Here is an 18,112-nt window from a genome sequence, read left to right on the forward strand (position 1 = left end):
ATCCCTGCCTCCGTCGAAGTAAATTCATGCGGAATAGAGGGTTAGGAGGCAGGGAACAGGGGGTGGTACATGGTATGGAATCTGCTCGATCTCGGTCTACGAGCGTCGCTTCGCGGCGCCCGATCCCGGACGGCAATCCCGAATTCACGAAGGCAATATCAGGGGGAAAGATGGCCAGATCATCCGCCGTGGACGGGGCCTTTGGGGTGGATCCTCAACCCCCGCGGGACGCGCTGAGCGAAATGGACGACAGCGGTCTGGTCGCGGCCTTCCTCGAGGGGGAGAAGCGAGCCTTCAATGTCCTCGTCGACCGCTACCAGGGTCGACTGCTGAACTTTGTGTACCGCACCACAGGCGATCGGGAGCGCGCAGAAGATCTCGTGCAGGAGACCTTCATCCGCGTCTATCGCCACCTGCATCGTTTCGACCAGTCCAAGAAGTTTTCGACCTGGATCTACACGATCGCGTCGAACCTGGCCAAGAACGAGCTGCGCAATCGCTCGCGCAACCCGCTGGTGCTCTTCCAGGCGATCAAGAAGAACTGGGACGCGGACCAGAAGCCGCTGGAGTGGGAGGACAACACCTTTCGTCCGGACGACCTCTTCCGTAAGCGCCACCTTCGGCAGATGGTGGAGGCGGCCGTCGAGGAGCTGCCGGAGCACCACCGCGTGGTCTTCGTCCTGCGCGAGCTCGAGGGGAAGACCTACGAGGAGATCGCGGAGATCACCTCCTGCAACCTCGGCACGGTGAAGAGCCGCTTGAACCGCGCGCGCAACAACTTCGCGCAGATCATCGCGCCGCTGCTTTCCTGAGAAGGCACGCCGGGCGGTCGCCGCCCCGAAGGCTGCGCACGAGACGCGAAAGGCCTCGCTGGACTCCCGGCGGGGTCTTTCGCTCTTTGAGGGGGGCGGGGGCACAGCATTTCGGCCCGCCGAAAGGGCTCGCCGAGGCTGGAACTTAGGCCACAGTGGCCGGTAGAAGGGGTGCATGTCACGCGGCCTCCGCGGCCGGTATCTCCTTCACTGGTTGCTGCTCCGATGATCGATTGCGCTGAGTTTCTCGAGTCCTACTCCGATTTCCGGGACGGATACGTCTCGGCGGAGCGGAGGGAGGATTTCGAGGCGCACCTTCGGGTGTGCGACTCCTGCGCCCGGTACGACCGGGTGATCGGGAGTGGGGTTCAGGTCTTTCGATCGCTCCCTCCATTGGCGCCGTCGCCGGACTTCCAGGTTCGACTCCAGGGGCGCTTGTATGCGTTGGAGCAGGCGAGCGGCAAGCACGGCTCGGGCGCTTCGCTGGCGGTGACCCTCATGATCTGCGCGGCCCTCGGAATCGGTGCGTGGATCCCGACCCTCCGACCTGCTCCCGCTGACCCCGTGCGGCTGCCGCCGATCGTCGCTCACGCACCCTACCACGACCTGACACCGGTCCTCATGCGGAGCCCGACACCCGCGGTGGTGCTGCCGCAGCTGCCCGCCACCGGGTATTACAGTCGGAGTCTGCTGTTCCGGGAAGCGATGGGGCCCACCACCACCCTCGCTTATCGCCCGGCCAGCCTCTACGGGCATTAGTCACCGGCTTCGGAGTCGTGCCCGTTCTCACCCCCGCACGTTTCGCGCGGCATCTCGAGCAGGAGCAGCCGGCCGGCGCCTACTTCCTCCACGGGGAGGAGGAGCACCTGCGCGAGGCCGCCGTGCAGCGTGTCGTTGCCGCGGTTCTGGACCCGACGACCCGCGACTTCAACTTCGACCAGCTCCGCGGTGACGATGTCACGCCGGAGACCCTGGCCTCCATCCTGGCCACCCCGCCGATGATGGCGGAGCACCGCGTGGTCGTCGTACGTGACGTGCAGGGGCTCTCCCCGAAGGCTCGCGAGGTGGTGGAATCGGTCGCCGCCTCGCCACCGGCAGGGCTGGTCCTGGTTCTGAGCGGGCAGAAGCCCTCCGGGAGCCGCGCCAAGTTCTACGACCAGTTGCAGAAGCTGACGATCTCAGTCGAATTCCCCCGCCTCGGGCTGAACGACCTCCCCGGGTGGCTGACGGAGCACGCGCGCGAGGAGCACGGCCTCGAGCTGGAGATCGACGCCGCGCGGGCGCTGGTGAGCGCGATCGGCAGTCATCTCGGCGTCCTTTCCACGGAGTTGGAGAAGCTCGCCTCCTTTGCTTCGGGCAGGAAGACGATCACCCTGGACGACGTGCGCGCGGTAGGCGGCTACATCCCCCGGGTGGATCGCTGGGCCTGGTTTGACCTGGTGGGAGAGCGGCGCTTCGAGGAGGCGCTCCGGCTCCTGCCCGAGTTGCTCGAAGCGGGGGAGAGCGCGGTAGGGCTGGTCGCCGGGATGGGCGGGCACCTCTTACGGGTGGGGATCGCGGTGGCCGGGGGTCCGGCGGCGCTTGAGAAGGAGCTGCCGCCGAACCAGCGCTGGCTGGCGCGACGGGTGGGCGCGGCGGCCCGCGCCTGGACGGTGGAGGAGCTGGACGCCGCCCTGGCCGACCTGCTCCGCACCGACCGACTCCTCAAGAGCGCGCCGTTGACCGATCGACAGGCGATCGAGGAGCTGCTGCTAAGGCTGGCCGGTGCGCACTCGGGCGCTGTCGCCGCCTGAGCATGGGGGAGCGGCCGTGGTGGCGGCTCTGCTGACTTGGGGTCAGAACCGGCCGGTTGCCTCCCTCTCCGGGCCGGTCTATCTTCGCCGTTTCATTCTTCTTGCCGATTCCTGCCCCGCGAACGCCTGCAGGGCCCCTCGCCGAGCGGAACTCGATGGCGGCTGACGACACCCCACTGATGCAGCAGTGGCGGGAGATCAAGTCCCGCCACCAGGACGCCCTGGTCCTTTTCCGCGTGGGCGACTTCTACGAGATGTTCTACGAGGACGCGGAGGAAGGCGCTCGCCTCCTCGACCTCACCCTCACGTCGCGGAACAACGGCTCCTCCCGCGCCCCGCTGGCGGGAATCCCGGTGCCGGCGCTGGAGACCTATCTGCAGCGCCTGGTCAAGCTGGGGCGGCGCGTGGCCATCTGCGAACAGGTCGAAGATCCCGCTCAGGCCAAGGGGATCGTGCGTCGTGCGGTTACGGAGATGGTTACTCCGGGAACAGCACTCAGCGAGGGCCTGCTCGACGCGCGACGCAACAACTTCCTCCTGGCCATCACCGGCGAGTCCGATCCATCGGGGGAGCTTGCTGTCGCCTGGACGGATCTCTCGACCGGCGAGCTCGGGGTGCAGCCGTCGAACTGGAAAGAGCTCCCGGATCTCCTGGGGCGGCTGGAACCCTCCGAGATCCTCCTGCCCCGGTCCTGGGAGCTCTTCCCCATCCCGGGCGCGGACCGCGTGGTCTGCACTCATCGCAGCGACTGGATGTTCGACGCCCCCAGCGGCGAGGAAGAGCTACGCCGGCGCTTCGGCGTGGTCACCCTCGAGGGGTTCGGCTTTGGTCCCGGCGACGGCCTCCTGGTGGGGGCCACCGGCGCGCTCGTCGCCTACCTCGCCGAGACGCAGCCTGCCGCGGCAGGCGTGCTCCGGCCGCCGCGCATCGAGCGCGGGGGCACGGAGATGCAGCTCGACGAGATGACCCGCCGCAACCTCGAGCTGGTCGAACCGCTTGGATCCGCCGACGGGCAGACCCTGCTCGGGGTTCTGGACGAAGCGCTCACGCCCATGGGCGGTCGACTCCTGCGGCGCTGGCTGCTGTCGCCGCTCATCGACCGCGAGGCGATCGTGGGGAGGCAGGACGCAGTGGAGGAGCTCGTGGACGACACCTCCATGCGCCGCGAGCTGCGGAAGGAGCTGGGCAGCATCAAGGACCTGGAGCGCCTGGCCGTGCGGGTCGGCTCCGCCCGGTGCACTCCGCGAGACCTGCTGGCGATCGACGCATCCCTTTCCCATGTCCCGGCCCTGAAGTCCGCGCTGGCGCAGGCCCGCGCTGACGTCCTCGCCCGACATCGCGAAGCACTCGACCCGCTGGACGACCTACGGGCGCTGGTCGCCGCGGCGATCAGCGACGACCCCCCGCTCAACCTCGCCGACGGGGGCGTGATCCGCCCCGGATTCGACCCGCAGCTCGACGAGCTCCGCTCGCTCCGCGAGGGGGCGGTCGAATGGATCGCGCGGCTGCAGGCGCAGGAGCGCGAGCGCACCGGCATCGGGTCGCTCAAAGTCGGCTACAACAAGGTCTTCGGCTACTACATAGAGGTGACGCGCACGCACCTCGAGCGGGTTCCGGAGGAATACCAGCGCCGGCAAACGCTCACCAACGCCGAGCGGTACATCACCCCCGAATTGAAGGAGTGGGAGGAGAAGGTCCTCGGCGCGGAGGAGAAGATCCTGGCGCTGGAAAGCAAGCTCTTCGAGGACGTGCGCCGGCAGGTCGCCGCGCTGGTTCCCAGGCTGCAGGAGCTCACCAGCCACGTGGCGGCGCTCGACGTACTGGCGGCGCTGGCGGAGGTGGCGGTTCGTCGCGAGTACGTGCGACCCGAGGTCCACGACGGCTACGAGCTGGTCATTCGTGCCGGGCGCCACCCCGTGGTCGAGACGATGATGCCCCGCGAGGACTTCATCCCCAATGACGTCCGCCTCGATGGAGAGGCGAGGATCATGATCCTCACGGGACCGAACATGGCGGGGAAGTCGACGGTGCTGCGGCAGGTGGGGCTCATCCAGCTGCTGGCGCAGGTGGGCTCCTTCGTCCCCGCCCGCGAGGCCCGCATCGGGATCTGCGACCGCATCTTCACCCGCGTGGGGGCGTCAGACAACCTGGTTCGCGGCCAGTCGACCTTCATGGTCGAGATGACGGAAACCGCCGCCATTCTGAACGGCGCGAGCCGCCGGTCGTTGGTGTTGCTGGACGAGATCGGCCGGGGGACGTCGACCTGGGACGGGATGAGCGTCGCCACGGCCGTCACCGAGTACATTCACGAGCGAGTCGGCGCCAAGACCATCTTCGCCACCCACTACCACGAGCTTACCCGCCTGGCGGAGCGGCTGCCCGGCGTGGTCAACTACAGTGTGGCGGTGAAGGAGGATGGCGAGAACATCGTGTTCCTGCGCTCGCTCGTTGCGGGTGGTGCCGACCGCTCCTATGGTGTCGAAGTTGCGCGTCTGGCTGGCCTTCCCGTCGAGGTGATCGGCCGTGCGCGGACCTTGCTCCGGGAGCTGGAAGGCGGAATGGCGAACGGATCGACCAGGCCCGCTGCCGACGTGCAGCTCCCCCTCTTCGAAGCCCAGGATCACCCGGTCCTGGAACGCCTGCGGGGCGTGGACGTAAACCGTCTGACGCCTATCGAAGCGATCGTCCTGCTCGCGGAGCTCTCCGCGCAGGCGAGAAGTTGAACCCTCTCGAGTCGCTCCACGTGAGACTTCCGTCAGTTGCGGCGCTCCTGCCGCTTATCGCGACCGCGGTGGTAGGATGTGAGGAGGCCGCGCCGGTCACGCCCCCCCGGCAGCTTCCGGGCTCCCCCTTTCACTATCCCGAGGAGCTGTGGGACGCGGGGGTGGAGGGCGAGACGATTCTGCGCCTGTGGGTGAACGAGGAAGGCCGGGTGGACACGGTTCGGGTCGAGAAACCCAGCGAATATCCCGCCTTCGACAGCGCCGCTGTGCACGGCGCCCGCGACCTGCAGTTCGAGCCCGCGCGGCAGAATGACGGACCGGTAGGCACGTGGGTACTCCTTCCGGTACAGTTCGACCTTCCGGGGAGCGACAGCGCTGGAGCAGTGCCTTGAGCACCAACCTTCCCTCTGATTCGGACCCCCGGGAGGTCCCTCACCGACGGCCGTACGATTCGGTCCTGGATCTCATCGGCTGGACGCCTTTGATCCGCCTGCGGCGCGTCACCGAGGGGATCCGCACGCCGGTTTTCGGCAAAGCAGAGTTCATGAACCCCGGCGGCTCGGTGAAGGACCGGATCGGCCCGGCCATCATCGAAGCGGCGGAACGGGAGGGGCTCCTCAAGCCGGGCGGGACGATCGTCGAGGGGACGAGCGGGAATACCGGGGTCGGTCTGGCGATCGCTGCGGTGCCCAGGGGTTACCGCTGCATCTTTACCATCCCGGATAAGATGAGCCAGGAGAAGGTGCGGCTGCTGAAGGCCTTCGGGGCCGAGGTAATCATCACCCCCACCGCGGTGCCGCCGGATCACCCCGACAACTATGTGGTGATGGCGCGGCGCATCGCCGAAGAAACTCCGAACGCCATCCTCGCCAACCAGTTCTACAACCAGGCGAACCCGGAAGCGCACTACCGGACCACCGGCCCCGAGCTGTGGGAGCAGACGGAGGGCAGGATCACCCACTTCGTCGCTGCGGCGGGAACCGGTGGCACCATCACCGGAGTGGGTCGCTACCTGAAAGAGAAGAACCCCGACATCCGCATCATCGGCGGAGATCCGGTCGGCTCGATCATCCGCGAGTACGCAATGACCGGCAAGAAGGGGGAAGGGACGCCCTACAAAGTCGAGGGAATCGGCCAGGACAAGATCCCTGGGACTCTCGACCTGACGGTCGTGGACGAATGGCGCAGCGTGGACGACCGGACTGCCTTCGCCATGGCGCGCCGCCTGACCCGGGAGGAGGGGCTCTTCGTCGGAGGATCGAGCGGGCTGATCACCCATGTGGCGCTCGAGGTGGCCCGGGAGATCGATGATCCGGACGCCTGCGTGGTCACCATGCTATGCGATACCGGCGAGCGCTACCTGTCCAAGCTGTACAACGACGAGTGGCTGCGAGAGCACCAGCTGCTGGAGCCCGCGCGGGTGACGGCTGCCCTGATGATGTCACTCAAGTCGCACGACGTGCCCGAGACGATCGTGTCAGTCGAGCCCGCCACGCCGGTTCGACGCGCGCTCGAGTTCATGACGAGCCGGAACATCTCACAGCTCCCGGTGATCGCGGAAGGCGACTGCGTGGGGCACGTGACCGACGCCACCTTGATGGCGCGTGTGGTGGAGAACCCGAGCGTGCTGGATCTCCCCGTGCAGGAGTTGATGGACCCGCCGCTCCCAGTCATCGACGAGCACATGCCGCTCGAGGCGGTCACCCGCCTGCTCACCCGTCAGAATCCGGCCGTGCTCGTCCGTCATGAGGGCACGCTCGCGGGGATCATCACGCGCTTCGATGTGCTGAGCTATCTCACGGGGAAGGGATAGCCGCCATCTCCTCCTTCACCCTCCCGATTATCCGCTGCTTCTCGTCCCAGGGAAGGAAAGCGGCGTCGAAGGCCATCAGCGCCACCTGCTTCAGCTCCTCCCAGGAGAAGCCCAGGTGCTCGTGCGCCAGACGGTACTCTTCGGTGAGCGTGGTGCCGCTCATCAGGCGGTTGTCCGTGTTCAGACTCACCACGATTCCCTCATCGAAATAGCGACGCACGGGGTGATCGGCATAGCTGGCCACCGCGCGCGTCTGCACGTTCGAGCTCAGGCAGATCTCGATGGGGATGCGAAAATCCCGCACGTAGCGCATCAGGTCGGGATCCTCGTAGAGCCGGGTTCCGTGGCCGATCCGGTTCGCGCGGCAGTAGTGCAGCGCCTGGTGGATCGATTCCGGTCCGTACGCCTCTCCCGCGTGGATCGTCGTGGCCATGTTGCGGTTGATCACCGTGTAGAAGGCGTCGCGGTGCTTCTTGGCCGGGTAGTTGTACTCGGCGCCGGCCAGGTCGAAAGCCACCACTCCACGCCCCTTGTAGGCTACCGTGAGGTCCGCCAGGTCGCGCGACGTCGCGGGGTCCATGTTGCGAATCCCGCAGATGATCAGGGCGGTTCGGATCCCCAGCTCGCGTTCGGCCCTCGCCAGCCCTCGCAGCGGTGCGTCCACCGCCTCGGTCAAGGGCAGGCCCTCGCGCGTATGTAGCAACGGCGAGTAGCGGATCTCCGCGTAGCGAACGTTCTCGCCCGCGAGGTCCTCCGCCAACTCGTAGGCGATGCGCTCGAGGCTCTCGGCGGTCTGCATCAGCGAGAGGGTGACCTCGAAGCGTTCGAGGTACTCCACCAAGTTGCGGGCGTCCGTCACGTGCATGTAGTCCCGCAGGCTGCGCGCGTCGGAGCGGGGAAGGGGCTTTTGCTGCTCGGCCGCGAGCTCCAGCATGGTCGTCGCGCGCAGTGACCCGTCCAGATGCACGTGCAGCTCCGCCTTGGGCATCTGGCGGAGCCGATCGGGATCGATTGACGGGGGACGAGGCCGTCCCCGCGAACGGTCGGGGAGCGTATCGATCACCATTCCAGATCCGCGATCTCGGCGCGCGAGAGCTTCACCTTCTTTCGCTTGGCCTCGGTCAATCGACGCTTCTCGAACAACCGGATCAACACCACCCCCGCCACGAACCCGCCCACATGAGCCCAGACGGCGACTCCACCCTGTTCCGCCATGGTGGGCGCCAGACTCGAGAGTCCCATCATCAACTGAATCACGAACCAGTAACCGAGGAAGTACCAGGCAGGCAGGTCGACGAAGAAGAACGGCGGCAGCCAGGTGTGGACCCGCACGCGAGGATAGAGAAGGACGTATGCGCCCATGATCCCGCTGATCGCACCGCTAGCCCCGACCATGGGGATCGCGCTGTTGGGCGCGAAGAGGATGTGCGCGGCCGAGGCGGTGAGGCCGCACACCAGGTAGAAGACGATGAAGCGCAGGTGCCCCATCGAGTCCTCGACGTTGTTCCCGAACACCCAGAGGAAGACCATGTTGCCGATCAGGTGTCCCCAGCTGCCGTGCATGAAAAGCGAGGTGAGCAGCGCGCTCTGACCCAGCCCGCGCACCGGGCACCCCCCGGTGACCTCGCACGGCACACTGCCGAACGCCTCGATGGAGGCCAGCAACACCGGCGGCGAGCCCGCGCCCTGGAGAAGAATCCAGGCCGCGACATTCAACCCGATCAGGATCATCGAGACGAAGGGTGTCAGCTCGGTCGGATTCTCATCTCGGATGGGGATCAACGCTCGACTCCGTCGTGTTGGTTACACGCTCCTCGCGGACTTCCCGCAGCGAGCAGCTCTGTCTATTTTCCGCCGGCCTTCCGCCGCGCCACCCTCGGGCACGGACGCGGACCGGAAGCTATAAGAACCGTGCCCACTGTCATCCGATCGCGTCGATGTCATTGCTGCTCCGCCCGCTTGTGGCGCTCGCGCTGGCTATCCTTGCCCTGACGGCGGGAGGCCCCCCCCGGCTGCACGCCCAGGTGCTCCCCGGGGACACGGCGGCAGTGGATACAGTAGTCGTCGACACAGCCGTGGTGGACACGGCGGCGGCAGACACAGCACAAGCGGCCCCGGAGGACTCCGTCCCCGCTTACGTTGCCCCGTACTCCGCCCACTCCGCGCTGATCCGGTCGCTGGTCCTCCCGGGGTGGGGCCAGGCGTACGTCGACGCCCCGGGACGGGGCGCGTTCTACTTCGCCCTGGAAGCGGGTAGTCTGTGGATGGTCTATAAGTCCAACCGCGCGCTCGCGGCCGCGCGCAAGCGGGAGAGCGAGTTGCGTGAGGCCGGCAGGCTGGGGCTCCAGCAACGCGATTCGCTGGCGGCAACGCGGGCGCAGCAGGTGGAGGATTGGATCACGCTCTCTATTTTCTGGGCGCTGTTCTCCGCGGCCGACGCATACGTCTCCGCGCAGCTCGCCGACTTCCCCGGGCACGTGGGCGCAGCGCCGGGGCCGAATGGCGAAGCGCGCTTCCAGGTGCGCTTCGACGTGGGGGGGCGGCGGTGAACCCGGCTCCGATCGGCATCTTCGACTCGGGAGTCGGTGGCCTCAGCGTCGCCCGGGAGATCCGCAGGCGCCTGCCCGGCGAGGACCTCCTCTACTTCGCGGACCACGCCTTCTGCCCCTACGGAGGACGTCCCCTCGAAGTGATTCGCGGCCGTTCGGTGGCGGTGGTCGGCGAGTTGATCGACCGGGGAGCGAAGGCGGTGGTCGTTGCCTGCAACACCGCCTCGGGAGCTGCGCTGGAGACGCTGCGCGAGGAGTACTCCGTGCCCATTGTCGGGCTTGAGCCGGCGGTGAAGCCGGCGGCGGCGAACAGCCGCGTCGGGCGGATCGGAGTGCTCGCCACCGCGGCGACCCTTCAGACTGCGCGATTTCACCGCCTGGTGCAGACCTACGGCCAGAATGTCGAGATCTTCCAGCGCGCCTCGCCGGAGCTGGTCGAGCTGGTGGAGGCGGGAGAGATCTCGGGGGAGAGCGTGGAGCGGTTGCTGGACCGGACGCTTGCTCCGCTGCGGGAAGCGGGGATCGACAAGCTGGTTCTCGGATGCACGCACTATCCTTTCCTGCGCGACGCGATCCAGGACGTGATGGGCGCCGAGGTCGAGGTGCTCGACAGCGGCGAAGCCGTGGCGCGGCAGGTCGAGCGCGTGCTGGCCGGGATGGATGCTCTCGCGATCAACGATGGTCCGGGGGACATTCGCCTGCTGACCACCGGTGACCGCGAGCAGGTAGAGGCCATCGTGCGCCGCCTCTGGACAGGGCCGATCGAGGTTCAGTCGGTGGACCAGCTCCGCAGGTGGGGGGGAGAGCCGTCCGGATCGAGCACGACGTAGGTACGGTGCCGCACCCAGTCCCCTGAGTTCACGTAGAACCGGCCTGGCGCCACCTCCTCCAGCTCGGGCACGTGCGAGTGGCCGGCCACAACGAGCTGAAGGGAGGGATCTTCGAGCAGCTTCTCGCGCGCCCAGGCGCGGATCGGCTCGGCGCGGGTCAGGTTGCTGGTATCCGATGGGATCGCCTTCTCCTCGGTGGTCGAGACCCGCTCCGCGATCCAGGAGCCCCAGTCCGGGTGGAGAAGCCGGAAGGCGCCGACGGTCAGGGGATGTCGGATGAACCTTTTCAGCGCCCGGTAGCCCAGGTCACCGGCCCCGACGCCGTCGCCGTGGGCCACCAGCGCCTTTCTCCCCGCCAGATCGAGGATCGTCGGCTCGCGCAGCACGGTGACGCCGACATCCTTCTCCAGGAAGTCGCCTCCCCATGCGTCGTGGTTCCCGCCCATGAACCACACCGGGACCCCCGCCTCCACCAGGTTCGCGAGTGCGGCGACCACCCGGTAGTGCTTGCGCGGCACCACCGAGCGGTATTCGAACCAGAAATCGAAGAGGTCGCCGTTGATCAGGAGCCCCGAGGCACTGCGTGCCTCCGTCTCCAGGAAGTGGCGGAAGGCGCGTTCGGTGCTCTCCGGCACCGCGCCAAGGTGCGTGTCCGATACGATCAGAAAGGGCTTCTCGCTCATGGGTGCGCCAAAGTACCGGCCGGCAGGCGGCGCCACAATGCGGCTGGCTGCGAATTCAGCCTTTGCGACGGCTTACCCATCGATACCCCCCGGTGATTGACACTCTCCGCGCCTCCGGACTACAATCCCGGCTCTTCCGAGAGGCCGTTCACCCGAGCTCCACCCCATGCCCGAGGCGCAGGATCGCACCAGCACGATCGAGTTCCGAGTCCGCTACGCCGAGACCGACCAGATGGGGGTCGTCTATCACGCCAACTACCTGGTGTGGTGCGAGATCGGCCGGACGGAGCTGATCCGGGAGCGCTTCGCCTCCTATGCGGAGGTCGAGAGGAAGGGGGTCGCGCTCGCGGTGTCTGACGCGAGCCTGCGCTTTCACGCCGCCGCCCGGTACGACGACCTCATCCGGGTCGAGACCCGGGTTCGCGAGGTCCGCTCGCGCTCGGTCACTTTCGACTACACGATCTTCCGCATCCCCGAAGCGGGCGAGCCGAGAGCTGAGCCGCAGCGGCTGGTCTCCGCGCAGACCACCCTCATCGCGCTCGATCCGAATTCCCGCCCGCGGACCCTCCCGGCGGAGCTGGTCGCGCGCCTGCGCGATGGCTGAACCACCCGGCAGGCGAGGTAGAGGGGAGGGGAGCTTGCCGCACGCTCCCGCGATGGCCGAAATGCTCCGGACGCGCGGTTGTCGGGCCGGTGCCCTTGCGGCGGCGGTGTGCCTGCCCCTGCTCGCAGCCTGTGCCCCCACCGTTCAGCCCGCGCCAACTGCAACAGTCGGCGAGGTTGCGCCACGCCCGCCCTCTTCCGAGCTCCTCGCCGCCCATGCCGAGCTGATCCGCCTGGAGGACCGGCGCGAGCTGGATCTATCGCGTCTGCAGGCGCTCGCCTCCGACACCTCCTCCCGGATCCGCGCCCGAGTGGCCATCGCGCTCGGGCGATTGCGACGGGCCGAGGGGGCGCCTCTCCTCCTGCGGCTCCTGGCCGACCGGGACACGGCCGTCGCCGCCAGCGCAGCCTTTGCCCTCGGCCAGCTCGGCGACTCCACTCACGCTGCGGCCCTCGCAGCCCGGCTGGCGAGCGGGGACTCCACCACCGTCACCGTCGGCCTCGAAGCGGCCCATGCCCTCGGGAAGGTCGGGGGATCCGAGGCACGAGAGACGCTCCTCGCCCTGCTTGACACCCTGCCGATCGGGGGAGGCCGCGGCCGGCTGGCGGGTGAGGCACTGCTGGCGGTCTGGAAGACGGCACCGCTTCCGCGGCTCGAGCCCCTTGAGCGATGGCTCGCCGCGGCCGACGCAGACCTGCGCTGGAAGGCGGCTTACGCCCTGGCGCGAGGAGCAGGATCTCGGGCGGCGCCGAGGCTCCTGGAGGTTCTCTCCGACCCGGACCCGCGCGTCCGTGCCGAGGCGCTGCGCGCCCTCACGGCGGAGCGCCTCGACTCGGCGAGGGTGTCGCGGTCCGAGGCGCTGCAACGCATCCTCCCGCTGGCCGGCGACAGCGCCTATACGGTTGCCGTCAATGCTTTGCGGGTGCTCGGCGGGTACGGCGAACCGGCCGCAATCGAGACTCTGCGGCAGGCTCTCCATGCCGCTGATCGACACCGGGCGCTCGCCGCCGCCGAGGCGCTGGGCAGAGCGGGCGCCGCGGCCCGCTCGACTGTGTCCGATCTGGCGGCGCTCGCCATGGCCGACTCTGTGCCCGCTGCGCTGCGCGCCGCCGCAGCGGAGTCGCTCGCCCTGATCGAGCCGGTCACGGCTGAGCAGGTCGCGGGCAGGCTCGCCGCCTCTCCGAGCTGGCGCCTGCGGTCCGCCGCGGCGCGCGCCGTGGCGCTGGCGACCGGGGGCAGGGTGGAGGCGGTCCGCGCCGCACTAGCTGATCCCGATGGGCGGGTTGCCGCCGCGGCGTTGAACGCCCTCATCGAGGCCGCGGATTCGGCACTGGCATCGCTGCGGAACCTGCTGGTGGAGCAGCTCGGCGCCCGCGACGTGATGGTCCGCACGGCGGCACTGAGTGCGCTGGCGCGTGATCCCGACCCTTCGCTGCTGCCGCTCCTGCTCGACGCCTACGATCGCGCCCTGGCCGACACCGTTCCGGACGCGGCCCTGGCGGCCCTCGACGGGCTCGGTGCGCTCTCCGAGCGTGGGCCGCAGGCGACGCGCGCTTTTCTCGCCCGCTTCGACCGTGCCGAAGACCCGCTGCTTCGCCTTCGCGCGGTCGAGCGGCTCGACTCGGCCGCCGTGGCCGCACGCTGGGGAGATCCACTCCCCATCCACACGGGCCGCGACCCGGATTGGTATCGTTCCCTGGTGGAGCGGCTGGTGGCTCCGGCCCTTGTGGGCGGCAATGTCGAAGCGGCGGTGGTCACGGGAGGTGACACGCTCCGTCTGCGGCTACACCCTGCGAGCGCGCCCCTCACCGTCCACAACTTCCTGACCCTCGCCGACGCCGGCTTCTTCGACGGCCAGGAGTGGCCGCGGGTCGTGCCCAGCTTCGTGGTACAGGGGGGCGATCCCCGTGGGGACACTTCGGGCGGTCCGGGGTACAGCATCCGCGATGAGCTCAACCGGCTCCGCTATGGAGCAGGCACCGTGGGCATGGCGCTCGCGGGGCCCGATACCGGCGGCAGCCAGTTCTTCATCACCCATTCGCCGCAGCCGCACCTCGACGGCACCTACACGGCGTTCGGCGAGCTGGTGGAAGGGCGGGAGACGATTCAATCGGTCCTGCCTGGCGATATCATCGACTCGATCCGGAGCGTGCGCTGAATGCTGACGATGACGGGGAGGAGAAAGGAGGGGCTCCGGGGATCCGGCGGTCGAAAGGCCCCACGACGAGCCGAATCGGGAAGCACATCCGGTGCAGCGCACCGCTGCTCGGCGCTGGCCGGGTTCCTTCTGGCGAGCTCCGTGCTGACCGGCTGCGCGGCGGGCAGGGCCGCTCCGGTGGGGACACCGGTACCGGATCCCAGCGCCACCGCCGTCGCCCTGGCGGAGGCGACGGCGCCGACGGAGCCCCGGCAGATCACCTTCAGCTGGCGGCTGGACGAGTCCGGCTCGCGGGTCAGCGGGCGCGGGGTCGTTCGATTGCAGCCGCCCGACCGCTTGAGGCTCGACCTCTTCGGTCCCCGCAACGAAACAGTGCTCGCAGCCGCCATGGTGGGCGAGCAGGTACGCATGCCCGCGGCGGTTCGAACCGACGTGGCCATCCCCTCACCAGCACTGCTCTGGGGAGGTGTGGGCGCGATTCGCCCGCCCTCCGACGCCACGCTGCAGAGCGCCACGGCGGCCGAGGGAGTGACCGTGTTGCGCTACGCCACCGAGGATGGAGAGGTTTACGAGTACACTGTCGGCGACGAGCCCCAGCCGCGGCTGCGCGAGGTGCAGCGCCTGGGATCGAGAGGTCCGCTGGAGACGGTCGGGCTGGAGTGGTCCGAAACCGGTGAGATCACCCGCGCGAGCTATCGCGACTGGGCAGCGTATCGCAACCTCACCCTGGAGATCGAGCAGAACGTCGTTGCGCAGAATTTTCCCGAGCAGATCTGGACCCCGTGAGATGACGCGTCGCTGTGTTCCACTGGCGGCGGGGTTGGCAATCCTCGCCGCGGCGTGCAACTACGGATTCGTGGGCGGTGGGCTGCCCTCGCACGTGCGCACGGTCGCCATCCTCCCCTTCGAGAACGAGACGAGCCAGCCGCTGCTGGAAACCGACATACAGCGAGCGCTCCAGCGGGAGCTGCCGCGCAAGCTCGGGGTGAGGCTCGCGAACCAGTCGGTCGCCGACGCGGTGGTGCGCGGCGCGGTCACCAGCTACGAGGAGGTCGTCAGCAGCGTTCGCCCGAACCAGAACCCCACCGGATCGAGCCAGGTGCCGGTCGCCCAGCGACAGGTACGCGTCGTGTTCAACGCCGAGATTTACGATGTGCGTAACGACGCGGTGCTCTGGCGGGCACAGGGACAGTCAGTGCTGGGATCGTTCGGCGACAGCGAGAACCCGGATGCGGGACGCAACCGCGCAATCCAGGAGCTAGTGACGCGCTTCGTCGAGGGCGCGCAGTCGCAGTGGTAGCGTCCAGCGGTGGCGCAATGACCCGAACCCTGCGAATCGCCACGCGAGGGAGCCAGTTGGCGCTCTGGCAGGCGAACGCCATCCGCGACGCTCTGCTCGCGGCGGATCCGGAACTGGAGGTGGAGATCTCCGTCGTCCGCACCAAGGGGGATCGGATCACGGACGCACCCCTGTCGCGAATCGGGGACCGGGGGCTGTTCACCAAGGAAGTCGACGGCGCGGTCCTGGAAGGGGGCGCGGACATCGCCGTTCACTCGCTCAAGGACCTGCCGACGCGCATCACCACCGGACTGACCCTGGTCGCGGTGACCGCTCGGGAGGATCCTCGCGACGTGCTCATCGGCCCACCGGGGTCGACGGTCGCACTCGACACCCTGCCGCCGGGAGCGCGGGTCGGCACCAGCTCACTGCGACGGCGTGCCCAGCTCCTCGCCACGCGCCCCGACCTCCGCGTCGAGGACCTGAGAGGGAACCTGAACACCCGCTTCGATCGCCTGGAGGCCGGCGACTACGACGCAATCCTCCTGGCGGCCGCCGGGGTGATCCGGCTGGGTATGGCCGAGCGGATCGCGGAGTACCTCGAGCCCGAGCGGTGGCTCCCCGCGGTCGGGCAGGGAGCACTGGCCGTCGTGGCGCGGGCCGACGACGCCCGGACCGCCGAGCGGCTGTCCACGCTCCACGACGTGCCCACCGGATGCGCGGTCGCGGCCGAGCGCGCCCTTCTGCGCGAGCTGGAGGGCGGGTGCCAGATTCCGATCGGGGCGCTGGCCGAAGTGGACGGAGACGACCTGCGGCTGACGGCTTTCGTCTCGAGCCTCGACGGAAAGCGGCTGCTGCGCCACCAGCGGACAGGGAAGGTCGCGGAGGCGGAGGAGATCGGTCGGCTGGCGGCCGCGGCGCTGCGCGAGCAGGGCGCCGACGCGATCCTGGCCGAGATTCGCTCACAGGAAGCGGTGCCTCCTACGGCCCCATGACCTCACGCGTCCGCCATCCATCCGAGAAGGTCCTGAGCTGGAACGAGGCGGTACGCCGCTTCGGCCGTCCCCGCGAAGATCGCGTCGTCTTCACCAACGGCTGCTTCGATGTCATCCACCGGGGACACGTCGAATACCTGCGCGCCGCCCGGGAGTTGGGCGATCGCCTCATCGTCGGGCTGAACGGCGACGACTCGGTGCGCCGCTTGAAGGGGGAAGGTCGGCCGCTGAACGAATTCGAGGATCGGGCGCTCGTCCTGGCGTCGATGGAGTTTGTCGACGCCGTCGTGCGCTTCGACGAGGATACTCCACTGCGCCTGATCGAGGCGATCCTCCCGGACGTGCTCGTCAAAGGGGGCGACTATCGGCCGGAGGAGATCGTGGGCGCTGCCGAGGTGATCGCGGCCGGCGGCAGAGTAGAGGTGGTGCCGCTGGTCCCCGGGCGCTCAACGAGCAGCATCATCGAACGGGTTAAGGAGAGGGGCGAATGACCGAGCCGGCACCGGTGCGACAGGGACGAGCCGCGGACGAGATGCGCGAGCTGACCATGGAGCGCGGCGTGTCCGAGTATGCCGAAGGGTCGTGCCTGATCCGCATGGGGCGGACGCAGGTCCTGTGTACTGCCTCCGTGGAGGAAGGGGTGCCGGGTTGGAGGAAGGGAAGCGGGGCAGGGTGGGTGACGGCCGAATACGCCATGCTGCCGCGCGCCACGCAGCAGCGCACCAACCGTGAGCGTGGCCACGTGGGCGGACGCACGCAGGAGATCCAGCGCCTGATCGGCCGCAGCCTGCGCGCCTGCGTCAATCTCGAGGCGCTGGGGGAGTGGACCATCCGGATCGACTGTGACGTGCTCCAGGCGGACGGGGGAACCCGTACGGCCTCAATCACCGGCGGGGCCGTGGCGTTGCGCGACGCCTGCGCGTGGATCGACGCGCAGCGTGGCTCGCCGACGGGGGCCTTCCGGCAGCTGGTCGCCGCCGTGAGTGTGGGGGTGGTGGAGGGCGAGATGCTCCTCGACCTCGAGTACGCTGAGGACTCCCGCGCCGAGGTAGACCTGAACGTGGTGGCGTTGGAGGGGGGCGGTCTGATCGAGGTGCAGGGCACCGCCGAGCGCGCGCCCTTCACCCGCGATCAGCTCGTGCGGATGATGGACCTCGCCGGCCCCGCCATCGAGCGGCTCATCGCCGCCCAGCGGCAGCTTCTGGGATGACCCGGCGCCTGCTCGTCGCCACGCGCAGCGCGCACAAGCTCCGCGAGATCCGGCAGATCATGGAGGAGGTCGGCGGGCCAGCCGTCATCGACCTCAGTGAAGCCGGGGTCGACTACGATCCGGCGGAGGAGGAGATCGAGGTCCACGACAGCTTCGAGGCGAACGCGATGGCCAAGGCGCGCTACTTCGCGAGGCGCTCGGGGATGACGACGCTGGCGGACGATTCCGGTCTGTGCGTGGACGCCCTGGGTGGTGCGCCCGGGGTGCGGTCGAAGCGCTTCTCCGGCCGGGCGGACCTGGAAGGCGACGCGCTGGATGCGGCGAACAACGCCTTCCTGCTCGAGCGCCTGGCCGACGTGCCCGACGACCGGCGAACGGCCCACTACGTCTGCGTGGCGGCAGTGGCGGAGCCAGACGGGCGGGAACGGGTGTTCGCCGGCCGGTGCGACGGCGAGATCCTGCGCGAGCCGCGCGGAAATGGAGGCTTTGGTTACGATCCGCTCTTCTACGTGCCGGAGGAAGGTGCCACCTTCGGGCAGATCGACGCGGCGCGGAAGAACCAGCTCAGCCACCGGGCGCGCGCCATGCGTGCGGTAGCCGAGGCGCTGCGGAACCGCGTGGCGTCGCCGGACCGCACCGACGGATAGGCCTTCCCAGCGGAGC

General features: G+C 68.7%; 19 protein-coding genes. 16 read left to right on the forward strand and 3 right to left on the reverse strand.

Going from position 1 to position 18,112, the window contains the following annotated elements; genetic code table 11:
• Positions 1–170 precede the first annotated feature (170 nt).
• The 6 genes from VF167_07430 to VF167_07455 all read left to right on the forward strand — a co-directional run bounded on the left by VF167_07430 (position 171) and on the right by VF167_07455 (position 7,141).
• On the forward strand, positions 171–812 hold the full coding sequence (locus tag VF167_07430) for a sigma-70 family RNA polymerase sigma factor (protein HEX6925246.1): 642 nt from the start codon (positions 171–173) through the stop codon (positions 810–812).
• Positions 813–1,037: 225 nt separating this feature from the next.
• A complete protein-coding gene (locus VF167_07435; protein ID HEX6925247.1) occupies positions 1,038–1,571 on the forward strand; it encodes a zf-HC2 domain-containing protein in 534 nt (177 codons plus the stop codon).
• A 17-nt stretch (positions 1,572–1,588) separates the two neighbouring features.
• Positions 1,589–2,605, forward strand: coding sequence for a DNA polymerase III subunit delta (gene holA, locus VF167_07440; GenBank protein ID HEX6925248.1), 1,017 nt, complete (start codon positions 1,589–1,591; stop codon positions 2,603–2,605).
• Positions 2,606–2,760: 155 nt separating this feature from the next.
• A complete protein-coding gene (gene mutS, locus VF167_07445; GenBank protein HEX6925249.1) occupies positions 2,761–5,328 on the forward strand; it encodes a DNA mismatch repair protein MutS in 2,568 nt (855 codons plus the stop codon).
• 20 nt (positions 5,329–5,348) lie between these two features.
• The gene (locus tag VF167_07450) at positions 5,349–5,720 is read left to right on the forward strand and encodes an energy transducer TonB (GenBank protein ID HEX6925250.1); all 372 of its coding nucleotides are present in this window, start codon (positions 5,349–5,351) and stop codon (positions 5,718–5,720) included.
• On the forward strand, positions 5,717–7,141 hold the full coding sequence (locus tag VF167_07455; protein HEX6925251.1) for a cysteine synthase A: 1,425 nt from the start codon (positions 5,717–5,719) through the stop codon (positions 7,139–7,141). The genes VF167_07450 and VF167_07455 overlap by 4 nt, the downstream gene beginning before the upstream one ends.
• On the opposite strand, the gene add is transcribed toward VF167_07455, so the two are convergent.
• Together add and VF167_07465 are read right to left on the reverse strand one after the other, a co-directional pair.
• Entirely contained in the window at positions 7,125–8,207 is a 1,083-nt protein-coding gene (add, locus tag VF167_07460; GenBank protein HEX6925252.1) for an adenosine deaminase, read from the reverse strand. The genes VF167_07455 and add overlap by 17 nt on opposite strands.
• Complete coding sequence (locus VF167_07465) at positions 8,201–8,923, reverse strand: rhomboid family intramembrane serine protease (GenBank protein ID HEX6925253.1); 723 nt, start codon at positions 8,921–8,923, stop codon at positions 8,201–8,203. Before VF167_07465 ends, add begins: the two co-directional genes overlap by 7 nt.
• A gap of 155 nt (positions 8,924–9,078) precedes the next feature.
• On the opposite strand from VF167_07465, the gene VF167_07470 reads away from it, so the two are divergent.
• Together VF167_07470 and murI are read left to right on the forward strand one after the other, a co-directional pair.
• On the forward strand, positions 9,079–9,690 hold the full coding sequence (locus VF167_07470; protein HEX6925254.1) for a DUF5683 domain-containing protein: 612 nt from the start codon (positions 9,079–9,081) through the stop codon (positions 9,688–9,690).
• Positions 9,687–10,520, forward strand: a complete 834-nt coding sequence (murI, locus tag VF167_07475; protein HEX6925255.1) for a glutamate racemase — start codon at positions 9,687–9,689, stop codon at positions 10,518–10,520. The genes VF167_07470 and murI overlap by 4 nt, the downstream gene beginning before the upstream one ends.
• Here murI and VF167_07480 read toward each other — a convergent pair.
• The gene (locus VF167_07480; protein HEX6925256.1) at positions 10,460–11,203 is read right to left on the reverse strand and encodes a UDP-2,3-diacylglucosamine diphosphatase; all 744 of its coding nucleotides are present in this window, start codon (positions 11,201–11,203) and stop codon (positions 10,460–10,462) included. The two genes, murI and VF167_07480, sit on opposite strands and share 61 nt — an antisense overlap.
• A 166-nt stretch (positions 11,204–11,369) precedes the next feature.
• Here VF167_07480 and VF167_07485 point away from each other — a divergent pair, with 166 nt between their 5' ends.
• From VF167_07485 to rdgB, 8 genes are all read left to right on the forward strand, one after another.
• Complete coding sequence (locus VF167_07485) at positions 11,370–11,807, forward strand: thioesterase family protein (GenBank protein ID HEX6925257.1); 438 nt, start codon at positions 11,370–11,372, stop codon at positions 11,805–11,807.
• A gap of 61 nt (positions 11,808–11,868) precedes the next feature.
• A complete protein-coding gene (locus tag VF167_07490) occupies positions 11,869–13,965 on the forward strand; it encodes a HEAT repeat domain-containing protein (GenBank protein ID HEX6925258.1) in 2,097 nt (698 codons plus the stop codon).
• Between the two features lie 141 nt (positions 13,966–14,106).
• Positions 14,107–14,751, forward strand: coding sequence for a hypothetical protein (locus VF167_07495; protein ID HEX6925259.1), 645 nt, complete (start codon positions 14,107–14,109; stop codon positions 14,749–14,751).
• A gap of 1 nt (position 14,752) precedes the next feature.
• Positions 14,753–15,265, forward strand: coding sequence for an LPS assembly lipoprotein LptE (gene lptE / locus VF167_07500; GenBank protein HEX6925260.1), 513 nt, complete (start codon positions 14,753–14,755; stop codon positions 15,263–15,265).
• A gap of 17 nt (positions 15,266–15,282) precedes the next feature.
• The gene (gene hemC, locus VF167_07505) at positions 15,283–16,239 is read left to right on the forward strand and encodes a hydroxymethylbilane synthase (GenBank protein ID HEX6925261.1); all 957 of its coding nucleotides are present in this window, start codon (positions 15,283–15,285) and stop codon (positions 16,237–16,239) included.
• Positions 16,236–16,730 (forward strand): D-glycero-beta-D-manno-heptose 1-phosphate adenylyltransferase, encoded by a 495-nt coding sequence (gene rfaE2, locus VF167_07510; GenBank protein ID HEX6925262.1) that lies wholly within the window; start codon positions 16,236–16,238, stop codon positions 16,728–16,730. The genes hemC and rfaE2 overlap by 4 nt, the downstream gene beginning before the upstream one ends.
• A complete protein-coding gene (gene rph / locus VF167_07515; GenBank protein ID HEX6925263.1) occupies positions 16,727–17,449 on the forward strand; it encodes a ribonuclease PH in 723 nt (240 codons plus the stop codon). Before rfaE2 ends, rph begins: the two co-directional genes overlap by 4 nt.
• Entirely contained in the window at positions 17,446–18,096 is a 651-nt protein-coding gene (gene rdgB, locus VF167_07520; protein ID HEX6925264.1) for an RdgB/HAM1 family non-canonical purine NTP pyrophosphatase, read from the forward strand. Before rph ends, rdgB begins: the two co-directional genes overlap by 4 nt.
• Positions 18,097–18,112: the final 16 nt, after the last annotated feature.

Source organism: Longimicrobiaceae bacterium, assembly GCA_036375715.1.
Lineage (GTDB): Bacteria > Gemmatimonadota > Gemmatimonadetes > Longimicrobiales > Longimicrobiaceae > DASVBS01.